A 13,234-nucleotide genomic window follows, 5' to 3' on the forward strand; every position below is an offset into this window, starting at 1 on the left:
ACCAAAGCTCATCGGCACACCCTGTTCCCAATGGAAAGTATCTTCAATCAAATCTTGGTAAAACCAACTTGGATGCGCCGACTCAATCAAAGTGATGCGCCGAGTTATTCCTCAAGGTCTTGACCGACCATGATTCGATGTCCATCGATAGTTTTCATCCCAAACTCTCGCATTCCCCATGGCTCACTCTTGATAGGCTTGATGACTTCCACACCCTTTGATGTGACCATGCCATAGTAATCATCAACATCATCGACAACAAAATATCCGAAATAGGAATGATCACCAAGTTCACTAGGTTGAATAGCATCAGGACAATGCCCAGCCATGATTCGACAATTATCTCTTACAAACATTCGCCAGCCTGGATCACCTATCTCGTGGATAGTGAAACCTAATATATCGCCATAAAAGCCAATGGTTTTTTCAAGATCTGGCACTGCTAAAACATAGATGGTTCGTTGAATTACCATGTTTGATTAATTGAGCTAGAACTTCTCTATAGAGCTGGATATTCACCCACCGATTATATCCAGCCAATTACTGAAAGTGTTTGTGTTCAAACATCACTACTTCAGAGCAGAAATTGGACACCTTCTATAAATCCTACTGGTAACCATCAGGGCTGTCACCGCTATTAATCACTCTTTGTACTATGCAGAGGCCCTAACTCACCACAACCACGAGGTGCCAATGGCTTTCATGGTGCCCCGATCATTCAAAATATTGAGATGGTTTGACAATTGATCAGGAGAAACCGATTCTAGCTATACCTTGAGGACAATAAAACTCCTACTGCTGCATCAAAAATTAGCCTCGAAGACCTACATTGATGTTTTTTAGCCTATGAGCCAGCCCATTACCCCATCCAGCCAATTTCCACCAGTTCATATTATTGGGGCCGGTCCCGGTGCCCCAGACCTGATTACCGTGCGTGGTCAGACTCTCCTGGCGGCGGCAGACACTGTTTTTTATACCGGGTCCCTGGTCCCTGAGCAGATGCTGCAATGGTGTCGTGCTGATGTGGAAACAATCGATACCCGGTCCCATACCTTAGAAACCTGGTTACCGCTGCTGCAAAAACGGGTAAGCCAGGGACAGCGGGTGGTGCGGTTGCAAGATGGCGATCCTTGCCTCTATGGAGCGCTCCATGAACTCACTACCTTTTTGCTTAAGCACCAGATCAGTTTTGAAATTGTGCCAGGGGTGAGTGCCTTTCAACTGGCGGCAGCGCGTTTAGAAGTGGAGCTAACCGTCCCCCAGCTGGTGCAAAGCATTATCCTGACCCGAGTGCAGGGGCGCACCGATGTGCCGGGAGAAGAGGATCTAGCGTCCCTGGCATCCCACCAAGCTTCTCTTTGTCTTTACCTCAGCGCTCGCCATGCCGCAGCGGCCCAATCTAAACTCATGGCCCATTATCCACCCGATACATCGATTGCCCTATGCTATCGACTGGGTTGGCCGGATGAAGAGATTCGTTTAGGGCGTTTAGATGCGATGGCGACCCTGACGCAAGCAGCAGGTCATGATCGGACAGTTATGTATTTGATTAGTCCGGCATTGGCGGCTCAAGAGGCGCGATCGCAACTCTATAACCCAGACCATAGCCACCTCTTCCGTCCCCACGTGTCCAAGGCGTGACCATCTGGCTGATTGGCGGCACCAGCGAAAGCCGCGCCATTGCCCAGAGATTAACTAAACAGGGAATTCCGTGGCTGGTAACGGTGGTTTCTCCCACAGCCGCCCGACTCTATGCAGAATTGCCTGGTTTGGTCCAGACGGGAGCATTGACACCAGCGGGTATCCAAGCCTTGATTCAGCGCCACGGCATTCATGCCATTGTCGATGCCTCCCATCCCTTTGCCGACGAAATTTCTCAACAGGCGATGGCCACCGGCTTGCCCTATCTACGTTTTGAGCGACCAGTATGCCCTTTGGACTCGCCCGCCGAATCTCTGCCGGATTTAGATACTCTCCTGCAGCCGCAATATCTAGAAAATCGTCGCATATTGCTCACTCTAGGGATCAAAGCCCTGCATCGGTTTCAACCCTGGCAACAACGGGCCTGCCTCTGGGCCAGAATTTTACCCACAGCGCAGACCCAGGCCATACAGGTTGGGTTTAAACCAGAACAGCTCATTTGCGATCGCTCTCCCACCGATGCCCTAGCAGAACAAGCTCTTTGGCAGCGGCTGGGGATAGACACGGTGGTCACCAAAGCCAGTGGTGGCCCTGGGGGAGTGCCGATAAAACTAGCGGCAGCCAAAACGTTAGGTGTGAGGCTGTTGGTGATTGCCCGTCCTCAGATGGCCTATCCCCAACAAACCCATACTTTAGATCAAGTCGTTGAATTTTGTCTCCATAGCCTTGCTCTAGAGAGGGAAAATTGTTGAATAAAGTTTTCTATGTTTAGTTTCAGCGGTTGTGGATAATTAAAAGTAGATGGCTCATTTTTAGATCGTTACTATGGCCTACAGTCAATTCAAAACCCTGGCTAGCGTCAAGGAAGCATTTGGTTTAGTGACCCAAGAGGGCATCCGGTTTTTACCAACCTTAGACCCCATTGAGCCATCAGCGACGCTGCAAAACTTTCTGGAATATAGTTTGCCCGTTGCCGTCGCTACAGGCAGTGAAAAGGCCCGTTCAGAGCTGATCATTAGTCCTGTTTTGCTAGAGGTGCGGCAAATCTTGCAGCAGCAGATTAGCTTTTTCTCAGGAGAAGATTTTACCGTTGATGAATCGGTGGGCTTGAATGGCACCTGTGACTTTTTGTTGAGCCGTTCCACAGAACTCATTGACATTGAAGCCCCGGTCTTTATTCTCGTTGAGGCCAAGAAAGCCGATCTCAAGTCTGGCCTGGGACAATGTGCGGCAGAAATGATTGCCGCACAGCGGTTTAATCAAAAAAAAGAACAACCGATTTCGACCATCTATGGCTGTGTGAGTAATGGTACTCAGTGGCGCTTTATGCAGCTGCAAGAGCAGCAGTTAACCATCGATCTACATGATTATCCCTTACCCCCAGTCGCGCAGATTCTGGCTTTTCTCGCCTGGATGGCTGAGAACTAGCCGGTGGGATCAACACACTATAAGGAGACTCCATGGCCCGATCCGGTTATACATTGCCAGTTTTTGCTGTCGCTGCCGCCAAAGCGGCTCTCATTCATCTATGCGGCCACGATGGTAAGACTGGCCATGGAGAACACGTTCCTAGCGCTCATCGATTAGATGATGGCCAGGTCACCATCGACTTGGCACCTGGTGCGGCTGCGATCGCAATCCAACAAGTGGCTAGCCTTGATGCCACCACCGCCCTGGGCATCTGTCTCAGCGACCCTGGTGATAATCTCGATGTGACCCGTAATACGCCGATCTGGGCCTGGGTTCAACTTGAAAAGATTGTTGGTGTCCCCAACGACAACCTGATCTTAACAGCGGGCGAAGGCATCGGACACAGCGCCACCGGAGAACCGGCCTTTTATGCCTATGCCTATAAACTGTTCGATGTGAATGTTCGCCCCCTAATTCCAGCGCAGTATCAGGCCAGGGTACGGATTATTTTGCCAGAAGGGCGTCGGTTGGCCCAGCGTACCTCCAATGAAGCCTTTGGCATTCTGGAAGGACTCGCCCTTGTGGGTACTAGCGGTATCTCTCAACCCCATTCGTCTACTGACCAGTTAGCAGAGTATCGAGCTGGCCTGCAAAAGGCGGTTCAAACCACACCGCATCTGGTGTTTTGCATTGGTCACAATGGCCAGCGTACGGCACACCGATTGGGGATTGGTGCACAACATATTGTGCAGACAGGCAATTGGGTAGGGGCGATGCTGGTAGAAGCCGGGTTGCGGGGGGCAGATTCTGTTTTGTTACTGGGCTATCATGGCAAGCTAATTAAGCTAGCGGGCGGCATTTTTAATACGTCGAGTCATGTCGCGGATGGCAAACTGCCGATCTTGGCGGCGGCGATTGCTCAAGTGGAGGAAACTTCGGCAACAAGAGATTGTCTAGATGTGATTCGGGCGGTGCTAGCAGCTCCTACAGCAGCGGCGGCCCATGAACTGCTGATAGAAGCGGGTTTGGCGGATTCGGTGTTTGCGTTGTTGGCGCGTCAAATTAGCGATCGCGCTCAGGCATATATTCAGAAGTATGCCAATGTGCGGGTCAAGGTGGGGACGGTATTGTGCGATCACAAAGGCAACATCATTGCCCAGGATATGGCGTTGCCACCCGAACTCTCCGGGATAAATAGGTAGGCGTTAGATGCTGATTTCTAGATTACCTGTGCGCAGTTTTGTACTTGTAACAGCGATTTATCCCCCCCTAATGCATAGATAAGTGAAAGATGTTGATGGTAATATCTTCCTCAATTCTTCTAAAAGAGAAACCAAAAGCATTCTTTTTGGTAGCTATTGGTACGTCAATTATTAATCCATGGATACTGTTTTTCTGAAAAACTCGTTTTCAAAGCTTTCTAGAATTAATCTACCCATCAGGTAATAGTTGATACGCCTAGTAGTCCTGGAGGATTATGATCGGCTGGTTTTGCGTGATTTGAGAGGTTGATATGCACTAGCAAATTGAGGGAAGTCAGAGTTTGGCATTGATGCTTCGAGAAATTTTTGAAGCAATTATTTTTGCTTTAAAGAGCTGTTCTGATTGAGCAGTGAACAGATTGATGTGTGAGGAATTAAGGTGCGCAAGTTTTGGGGATTGGTGGGGTGCGGAGGTGCGGTTTGCAGCTTGATTGTTACCCTACCCGTGCAAGCGCAGACAGCGCAGATCACGAACGTCGAAATTATTCAAATTGAGGCGGGTTTACAAATTTTGCTGGCGGGTGAGACAGCGGCTCAGACTAGAATCTTCGAAACGTCCTTTGGCCGTATACGGATTGTCGATATTACAAATGTTCAGTTAGCAGAGAGAGCGGCTTTTCAGCAAGACAACCCAGGTGAAGGGATTGAGTCGGTGACGGTGGAGTCCCTGGACGCTAACAGCGTACGGATTCGGATTGTTGGAGAAACTGAATTGCCGATGATCGCGGTGGAAACCGGAGAGACTGAAATTGTCGTGGGAGTAACCAGTGCGATCGCGACCCTTCCCGAGGCGTTACCTCCCGCTGCCGAAGTTGATTCCGATGTGCTTCCCCCTGAAACAGAAGCGGTCGAAGTATTGCCACCAGAAGAAGAGAGCTTACGTCTGGTGGTTACAGCGGCCCGTCGTCCAACGCCCGAGGTCTCAACCTCGGCCACGGTTGAAGTGGTGACTGAAGCCGAATTAGAGCAGCAACGCCCCCTGATTCGCACCGTCTCCGATGCGGTGCAAACTCTGCCTGGGGTCACGGTTAATCGGCTAGGGCTGATTACCAGTTCAGTTAATATTCGCGGTATTACCGGAGAGCGGATTGGGCTGCTCGTCGATGGCGAACGCCGTCCCAACTTAGAATTTGGTCCAGACTTTGGCAGTATTGACCCTTTTCGGGTAGAGCGCATTGAGGTGCTGCAAGGACCTGCCTCTTCGATCTATGGAGCTGACTCCTTTGGCGGTGTCGTTAATGTCATTACCAACACACCTGACCCAGATCAGCCCTTCATGGTGACCAGTGAAACCTACGGCGGCGGTTTCTCAGAACTTAACACCAACCTGGAATTTTCTGGGCCGAACTATGTCTTTGGTGCAACGTACCGTACAGCTGGCGATGCCCGTGATGCCAATGGCGATACCATTCCTCTGAATGGGACCGAATACGAGGTGTTTGATTTGTATGGGACGGGACGATACGACATTAATGACCAGTCTCGACTGATCCTGCGACTTGATCGCTACCGTCAGGATGACGCCGATCTCAACGGCTTCCCCTCACCGCCTTTTACCGAGACCCGTAACGAGTTTCGAGAAACCAACCGCTACTCTCTGGCCTACATTAACGACGGTGTACCGGGCGGCACCGAACTGGAACTGCGAGGGTACTATCAGCGTAGTCGCCGCCAGTTCGATACACTAACGGCCTTCACCATTCCTGGTCCCTTTCCGACGGAAATCACGGTGCCGGGCTCAGACCTGACGGATACGGAGAGTTACGGCGTCACTGGAATTGCTACCACTGTGATTGGTGATGCTACTCTGACCTACGGCTACGACTTCAGCCAAGATACTTCCGAGTTTGAGGATCTAGTCAATGACGTTACCTCGCCCGATGCCACCCGAGAGTTTCACGGCTTATTTGCCCAGTCCGTCTATAACGTCACGGATGACTGGACGCTAACGGGCGGAGCCCGGCTCGATTTCTTTGCCGCAGACAGTGCCGATCAGTCTAAGGATGTCAATGCGGTCACGTTCAACCTCGGCAGTGTGTACAAGATTACAGATGAACTGTTGGCCCGTGCTAACTTCGCTCAAGGCTTCCGCCCGCCGAGCCTGTTATTTTTATTTGGAAGTTCTCCTGATGGCTCGTTCTTTGCCCCAACCCAGGGGCAGGTGCAGTCCAATTCAGACTTATCGCCAGAGCGGGCCAACAATATTGACATTGGTTTGGACTATACCAGTGGTGACTTCACGGCAGGGCTGGTTTACTTCCGCAATGACATTAGCGACTTCCAGGGCTTTGAAAGCTTTACACCATTGCCTGGGCCTCCGGGTCCACCACCGCCATCCATTCAGGTGGCCAACAAAGATGTGCTGATCCAGGGAGTGCAGCTCAACGCGGCCTATGAATTGACACCGGGTCTGACCCTAGCGGGTAATCTTACCTTCGTAGACAGTGAAGATGAGTCTGGGCGTCCTTTAAACCAGTTAGAAGTATTTCCAACGACAGCACTGGTGCGGCTGACCTATGCCCGCGATCGCTTCCTGGGACTGATTCAGTCTCGCATTTATGCTGACCAGGGTGATGTTGTTCTAGAAAACAATGAAGTTGGCCCTGGTAGTGAAGGGGCCGTTGTGTTTGACCTGACCTTGGGGTACCAAGTTGTTCCGGCGGTGCAGCTTACCTTTACGGTTGAAAATCTATTTGATACCCAGTATGCATATCCAACCTCAAACTTTGCGGCTCCCGGCGTGCGAGTTCTATTTGGCGTCAATGCCGCGTTTTAATTGGAGAACAAATCCATGACGAAAGTCTCCCGACCCTGGCAGCTTCGAGATTATGTATTCGCCGCGTTCATGACCATCGGCATCGCGGTAGCCTCAGTGATTACGGTGCCGCTCACCTTATCGATTCCACTGCCAGGAATTCGTACGGTGGTCTGGGCTCCCTTTGCGGGTATTTTTCTGACACTAGGGATGGCCCGACTGCAGCGCTCCGGCAGCGTCGCTCTGATGATTGGCGTTTTGGCGTTAGTTCTGAGCCGGATCTCTTGGATTATTGCGGCTTTCCTGGTGATTGCCCTGTTGGTAACAGAGGGGGTTATGGTATTTCGGGGTGGCTTCTACGGCAAGGCCAATCGCCTTTTGGGAAATGTACTGTTTTTCTGCAGTGCGACTGTAGCGGGGGCGTTGGTGGGCGCTTACGCTGCTGGCGATGTCTTTGCTGCCTGGGTGGGGCAGGTCTGGGTACTGATTTTGATGACCGTTGTTTCTGGCTTGTCAGGTGTGCTCGGGTGGTGGTTGGGAGAACGAGTTGTCAAACAGTTACAGCGGGCAGGCAAGCTGGATGTTAGCTAACAGGGTTGGCTGGCTGTGGCGGGTGAATCCGCTGCTGAAAATTGTTCTGAGTATTGTGGCGGTGAGTATCGCGTTCGCACTGCAGAATTTGGCGGCGGCGGGATTACTGGTGGGGGTACTGTTGATATTGTTGACAATGGTGAAGATGTCGTGGCGGATATGGTTGGGGGGTGCGATCGCGCTCCTCCTGTTCACTGCCCTAACCTGGCTGCTGCGGGACTGGCCCTCTGCTATCTTAAATACCCTACGACTGCTGGCAATTTTACTACCCGGCCCGATTTTCTCCCTGACTACCTCTCCTGCGGAATTAACCCGTGCTTTACAGGCGGTGAAACTACCTTCCTTTCTCATACTTAGCCTGACCCTGGTGTGGCGATTTTTGCCTGTTGTACAACAGGAAGCTCAGCGCATCATTGAAGCCAACCAACTGCGGGGAATCGATCTCAGCCGCCGACCCGGACAGTGGTTTCCGGGGCTGTTTGTGCCGCTGATTTTTCGCATCGTTAGCTACGCCGATGAGGTTACAGTCGGGTTAGAGACTCGTAGCTATGACCCCAGCGCCCGCCGCAGTCTGGGGCAACCACTACGATGGCGAAGATTGGATACGGCAGTTGCGATCGCAGCTACCGCAATAGTTGGGACTGTTGGGTATTTACAATGGAGCCAGTAATTCAGATTGAAAATCTCAGCTTTACCTACGCCAATGCCACCCAGCACGTGCTGTGTGACATCAACCTGACCCTCAAGCCTGGAGAGATTGTTGTGGTAGCAGGTGCCACCGGCAGCGGCAAAAGCACCCTGTTGAACTGCATCGCAGGCATTGCCCCCACCCATATCGGCGGCACCCTCACCGGAACCATCCACTGCCAGGGGCAAGACATCGAAACCTGGAATGTCTGTCAGCGTTCTCACCGCATCGGTACCCTCCTGCAAAATGTTGAAACCCAGATTTTTACAGATAATGTCTATGATGAAGTTGTTTTTGGTCTAGAAAATCTTGCCACTCCTACCCAGCGCATCCCTGCTCTAACTCAGGCCATTCTGCAAGAATTTGACCTGCAGGCCCAAACAGATCGGCCCATCGCTCGCCTCTCCGCTGGTCAAAAACAACGGCTCATTATCGCCTGCGTCTTAGCCATGGGCCAACCCGCCCTCCTCCTCGACGAACCCTTTGCCTATCTGGATCAAACCACCTCCCACCTGTTGCTCAACCTGCTCAAACAGCGAGCTGCCCAGGGACAAGCCATCCTTATCGTCGAACACCGCCTGGATCTGGTACAGACAATTTGCGATCGCACCCTCCACATCCACCAAACCCATCTCCATCCCGGCCCACCGACCTTAGCCGCTCCCCTCCCTTCCTCCCCCACTCCACCTCTCCCTTCCTCCCCTATTCCCCTATCTCCGCTCCTCCAAACCAACTCCCTCACCCTCTACCCCTATCCCTCCTACTCCGATATCACCCTATATTCTGGCGAAACCGTCTTGCTTAAAGGCGATAACGGCAGCGGCAAAACTACTCTCCTGCGGATGATCAGCGGCCTCGTGAAACCCACTGCGGGTAGTATTGAATTACTTGAGTGCAGTATTGCCAGGAAGCGAATTGTTGAAATTGCTCAAACCGTCGGCTTCGTACTCCAAAATCCCAACCACCAACTCTTTGCCGATACCGTACAGCAAGAAGTGCAGCAGCCCGGCATCCTTGCCTCAACGGCTGATCGCATTTTGGTCCAACTCAACCTGAAGGAACGCGCTGAGCAGCATCCCCAGTCTCTATCTCAGGGACAAAAGCGTCGCCTCGCCCTAGGAGCTGTTCTCGCCAGGCAGCCGAGGCTATGTCTTCTAGATGAGATCACCATTGGTCAGGACACTCAATCCCTACAGCTAATGCTGAATTTACTGCAAACGTTTACGCGATCAGGGGGCACGCTCCTACTCACAAGTCACGACCCGGCTGTAGCAAAGGCATTAAACGCAAAAATCATGGAAGTCGGGGAGAAAGGAAGATAGCCATTGGATACTGACACACTTTATTAACAGGGCACTTCTCACCTTTATCCGGCTCATGCTCAAATCGTCTACTAGCAGAATGAATTAGGACAAATTAAGTCGTTAATAGAATCTCTCAAACATCAATAGAATCTCTCAAACATCTCAAGATTATCAATCGATGAACTCACCGAACAGCAAACAACAACTATTCGACCGCTGGGCTCCCTTTTATGACTTCTGGATTCCCTCGATTTTATACCAAGCTACCCATCAGCGACTGCTGGAGTATGTCGAACTTCCCGAAGACCCTAACGTCCTTGACCTTAGCTGTGGTACCGGGCGTTTGCTTAATCGCCTGGCAGCTGCCTATCCCAGCTTACAAGGCACCGGGCTAGATTTTTCGGCTGCGATGCTGCGTCAGGCACGGCGCTCCAATCGCCATCGCCCCCGCCTTATATTTGTACAGGGCCAGGCCGCACCCTTACGATTTACAGATCGGCAGTTTGATGCAATTTTCAACACATTTAGTTTTCTCCACTACCCTGAACCCCAGCAGGTCTTGGCTGAGATTTGTCGAGTTTTGCGACCGGATGGTACTTTTTACTGGGTTGACCCAACCACCAATGCCTCGACAGGGGTGGGGTACTCGCCAGTCACTCCCAATGGAATGAGAGTTTATAGTCCAGAGGTTCGGCAGCAGATGGGTACACAGGCAGGTATGAAACATATCAGACATGAGTACCTTATAGGCAAAAATCTGTTAAGCATGTTTGTCAAAGTTAGCTAAAGTTGCGACTATTTGGGTGCAAAACTAATGTCAAGTCAGCTACTGAGCCCAACACGATTTTTAATATTGACTGAAGAATTCCTTAAAGGGTGACAAGGGACCTCAAGTCTATATTTGGCAATCATTTAGGAAAATAGGAAGGCAAAAAATAGGGGACTATGCATCCCCCACAAAAAATAAAAATGTTGCCTTCAGTAGACCAAACTATCTGCCGTCAGCATTTGAGCGAGCAGCAGTACTTCCACACATTCAGACATCAGATCCATGACCAGCATTCGGGATGCAGCTTACCTGGGCCCATATTGTGCTGCGTCCCTCAGGTATGTGACCCCGAATTAAATGCCCCCGCTGGTCTCTCAGGTAAAATCATTTACTCTTGGGACAAATAGGCAAGGGCATTAACAATCGCTGCGGCAACTGGGGAACCTCCTTTTCGTCCCTGTACTTGAACCTGGGGCACATTCACCTCGGCCAGAGCCCGTTTGGCTTCTTCAACAGCAACAAAACCAACTGGTACCCCTATGACTAGAGATGGTTTAATCAGTCCTTCATGAATTTGCTCCACTAGAGCAAGTAGGGCTGTAGGCGCATTGCCGACAACAAAAATGCCGGTGGAATATTGTTGAGTCAGGGCCAACATACCCGCAGCAGTGCGGGTGGTGACGGCAGTGTCATCACTAGGTACAAAGTCCTCTGGAACATAATCCAGGGCACAGGCAATAGAAGAATACCCGATTCCCTTGAGAACTCCTGTAATGCCCATTTGCACCATGCGGACATCGACAATCACCGGCTTCTGTTGCTTAAGTGCCGCTATCCCTGCGGTTACTGCACCCCCACTAAACTCGAACAAATCCAACAGCTCAAAATCTGCCGTGGCATGAATTGCTCGACGAATGATGGCATATTCCTCGGGCGGCCAGTTGTGGGGGCCAATTTCTTGGTCGATGATGGCAAAGCTTTCGGCGGTGATGGGGTGCATGGAGAAAGGATGAAGGATGAAGGATGAAGGATGAAGATGGAAGGGTGAAAAATTTTGATTTTGTTGTAGGGGCGTTGCATGTAACGCCCCTACAACGGTTGGTTGGTATCGATGGTTAAGGGGTTAAGGCTTGGGCAAGGGCGGCTAATAGTTGATCATTCTCTTTAGGCAGACGAACGGCAACGCGGAAATAATTCTCCCCTAGTTCTGGAAAACTGAGGCAGTCACGAATCAGAATTTGGTGAGCCTTGAGTAAATCTCGTTGGAGTTGGGGGCTGGGGATTTCTGTTTTGACCAGGAGAAAATTGGCGGCACTGGGGAGAGGGGTGAGTCCCGGTAGTTTCTGAAGTCCGGCTATGAGAGCATCGCGGCTGGGGGGGAGCCAGTTCCAGGTTTTTTGTTGGAATGGGCGATCTTTGAGGGCTGCGATCGCAGCGACCTCTGCTAGTGTATTCACCGGCCACGGATCGCGCCACCGCTGCCAGCGTTGCAGGTGGTCAGGGTGACCAATGGCATATCCCAGGCGTAAGCCGGGGAGACTGTAGAACTTGGTTAGCGATCGCAACACAATCAAATTAGGACAGTCCAACACCAAATCCAACACACTCTGTTGCTGATCCAGCGGCAAAAAATCCATAAAGGCTTCGTCTACCACCACCAGCGCAAATTGTTCCAGATAAGGCACTATCTCTTCTCGTTGGGTGAGCGCGCCAGTAGGATTATGGGGGTTGTTCAGCAGTAGTCCACAGTTTGCCGAGGCTGTAATCGTTGGCTGGGGTGGCACCGTTGCCAAATCCATTGGTAAAGGTATGACCTTAGCCTTAAAGGCTTTAAGACTCCGTTGATAATCAGCAAAAGCAGGGGTTACCAAATAGGTAGCTTCCAGCTGCGCCAGTTCTCGCCCAATCCAGGTCAATAACTCAGCGGCCCCATTCCCGGGCAGAATCCAGTCCATCGGCAGATTGTGAACGTTGCTGAGGGCTAACCGTAACTGCACATAGTTAGGATCAGGATAGGCCGTTAGGTTTTGAAGATGGGTTGTGAGTTCCGTGAGTACTGATTGTGGCGGTCCTAATGGGTTAATGCTGGCGGAAAAATCTAGAATCTCTTCCGGTTTACAGTCAACAAGCTGAGCTGCCCAGTTACGATTACCACCATGGGTGGGACGATATGAACCAGATAGAGAAGGGGAAGTAACCATTCAATTTCAGATATTTAACGATGATTCGTCAAAGTATTGTGTTCAAGAACCCATCGTAGGATGTGTGGATGAAGCGCAACGCGTCTTAGCCAACAATTGGAAGTTTAATGCAGCACGTAATGCGACAGTCGACCGATGGCGCAATTGGTCGAAACCCACCCCGCCTGATCGGCACCCCTCCCGAGAGGGGATGTGTACACACAAGTCGAGTAATGACTCAAGATGTCGAGCCCTCATCCCCCACCCCCTTCTCCCCCAGCAGGGCTGATCTATCGGTGGTAGAAAAAAGATAATGGGGGTGTGCTCTATCGCCCCCGTGTTCTCTCCATGAGCTTAATTCGCCACTTTCAGCAGGTCCGTGACTATCGAACTAAACCGGTGTATCCCTTGTGGATCATTTTAGTCTTGGTGGTGATGGGGACCATGAGTGGGTGCTATGGCTATCGCCCCTTGGCCACTTTCGTACAACGTCATCAAGCAGAGCTATTGCGCGTGATGGAGTTGCCTCATGAGCGGTTGCCCAGCCTGTCCACCTTGCGCCGGATCATGGTGCGTCTCAACTTTACTGAGTTAGCCGAGGCGTTCAATGCCTGGGCTATCGACAGTCTGGGTC

At 51.2% G+C, this 13,234-nt stretch carries 13 protein-coding genes; 10 read left to right on the forward strand and 3 right to left on the reverse strand.

All coding sequences use genetic code 11. The annotated features are described in order from the left end of the window. Positions 1-104: 104 nt before the first annotated feature. The gene (locus N836_RS42285; RefSeq protein ID WP_023070601.1) at positions 105-473 is read right to left on the reverse strand and encodes a VOC family protein; all 369 of its coding nucleotides are present in this window, start codon (positions 471-473) and stop codon (positions 105-107) included. A 373-nt stretch (positions 474-846) separates the two neighbouring features. Here N836_RS42285 and cobM point away from each other — a divergent pair, with 373 nt between their 5' ends. From cobM to N836_RS42330, 9 genes are all read left to right on the forward strand, one after another. Next, a complete protein-coding gene (gene cobM, locus N836_RS42290; protein WP_023070602.1) occupies positions 847-1,641 on the forward strand; it encodes a precorrin-4 C(11)-methyltransferase in 795 nt (264 codons plus the stop codon). Beyond that, complete coding sequence (locus N836_RS42295; RefSeq protein WP_023070603.1) at positions 1,638-2,393, forward strand: cobalt-precorrin-6A reductase; 756 nt, start codon at positions 1,638-1,640, stop codon at positions 2,391-2,393. Before cobM ends, N836_RS42295 begins: the two co-directional genes overlap by 4 nt. Before the next feature lie 73 nt (positions 2,394-2,466). Then, a complete protein-coding gene (locus tag N836_RS42300; protein ID WP_023070604.1) occupies positions 2,467-3,069 on the forward strand; it encodes a hypothetical protein in 603 nt (200 codons plus the stop codon). A 32-nt stretch (positions 3,070-3,101) separates the two neighbouring features. Then, positions 3,102-4,253, forward strand: coding sequence for a cobalt-precorrin-5B (C(1))-methyltransferase CbiD (gene cbiD / locus N836_RS42305; RefSeq protein WP_023070605.1), 1,152 nt, complete (start codon positions 3,102-3,104; stop codon positions 4,251-4,253). 439 nt (positions 4,254-4,692) lie between these two features. Next, the gene (locus N836_RS42310; protein ID WP_023070606.1) at positions 4,693-7,089 is read left to right on the forward strand and encodes a TonB-dependent receptor domain-containing protein; all 2,397 of its coding nucleotides are present in this window, start codon (positions 4,693-4,695) and stop codon (positions 7,087-7,089) included. A 15-nt stretch (positions 7,090-7,104) separates the two neighbouring features. Continuing rightward, positions 7,105-7,659 (forward strand): hypothetical protein, encoded by a 555-nt coding sequence (locus N836_RS42315; RefSeq protein ID WP_031291480.1) that lies wholly within the window; start codon positions 7,105-7,107, stop codon positions 7,657-7,659. After that, positions 7,649-8,329 carry an energy-coupling factor transporter transmembrane component T family protein gene (locus N836_RS42320; protein ID WP_031291488.1) on the forward strand — a complete coding sequence of 227 codons (681 nt, stop codon included), beginning with the start codon at positions 7,649-7,651 and terminating at the stop codon, positions 8,327-8,329. The genes N836_RS42315 and N836_RS42320 overlap by 11 nt, the downstream gene beginning before the upstream one ends. Beyond that, positions 8,248-9,669, forward strand: coding sequence for an ABC transporter ATP-binding protein (locus tag N836_RS42325; RefSeq protein WP_200867376.1), 1,422 nt, complete (start codon positions 8,248-8,250; stop codon positions 9,667-9,669). The genes N836_RS42320 and N836_RS42325 overlap by 82 nt, the downstream gene beginning before the upstream one ends. 160 nt (positions 9,670-9,829) lie before the next feature. Continuing rightward, positions 9,830-10,438 (forward strand): class I SAM-dependent methyltransferase, encoded by a 609-nt coding sequence (locus N836_RS42330; RefSeq protein ID WP_023070610.1) that lies wholly within the window; start codon positions 9,830-9,832, stop codon positions 10,436-10,438. A gap of 370 nt (positions 10,439-10,808) precedes the next feature. Here the strand turns inward: N836_RS42330 and N836_RS42335 are convergent, their stop codons facing one another. Beyond that, positions 10,809-11,420, reverse strand: coding sequence for a precorrin-8X methylmutase (locus tag N836_RS42335; protein ID WP_023070611.1), 612 nt, complete (start codon positions 11,418-11,420; stop codon positions 10,809-10,811). A 115-nt stretch (positions 11,421-11,535) separates the two neighbouring features. After that, the gene (gene cobD, locus N836_RS42340; protein ID WP_023070613.1) at positions 11,536-12,621 is read right to left on the reverse strand and encodes a threonine-phosphate decarboxylase CobD; all 1,086 of its coding nucleotides are present in this window, start codon (positions 12,619-12,621) and stop codon (positions 11,536-11,538) included. A 327-nt stretch (positions 12,622-12,948) separates the two neighbouring features. Here cobD and N836_RS42345 point away from each other — a divergent pair. Beyond that, positions 12,949-13,234, forward strand: a 286-nt coding sequence (locus tag N836_RS42345; protein ID WP_023070614.1) for a transposase family protein, incomplete at its 3' end; no start/stop codon positions are given.

Origin of the sequence: Leptolyngbya sp. Heron Island J (genome assembly GCF_000482245.1) — a bacterium.
Lineage (GTDB): Bacteria > Cyanobacteriota > Cyanobacteriia > Phormidesmidales > Phormidesmidaceae > Leptothoe.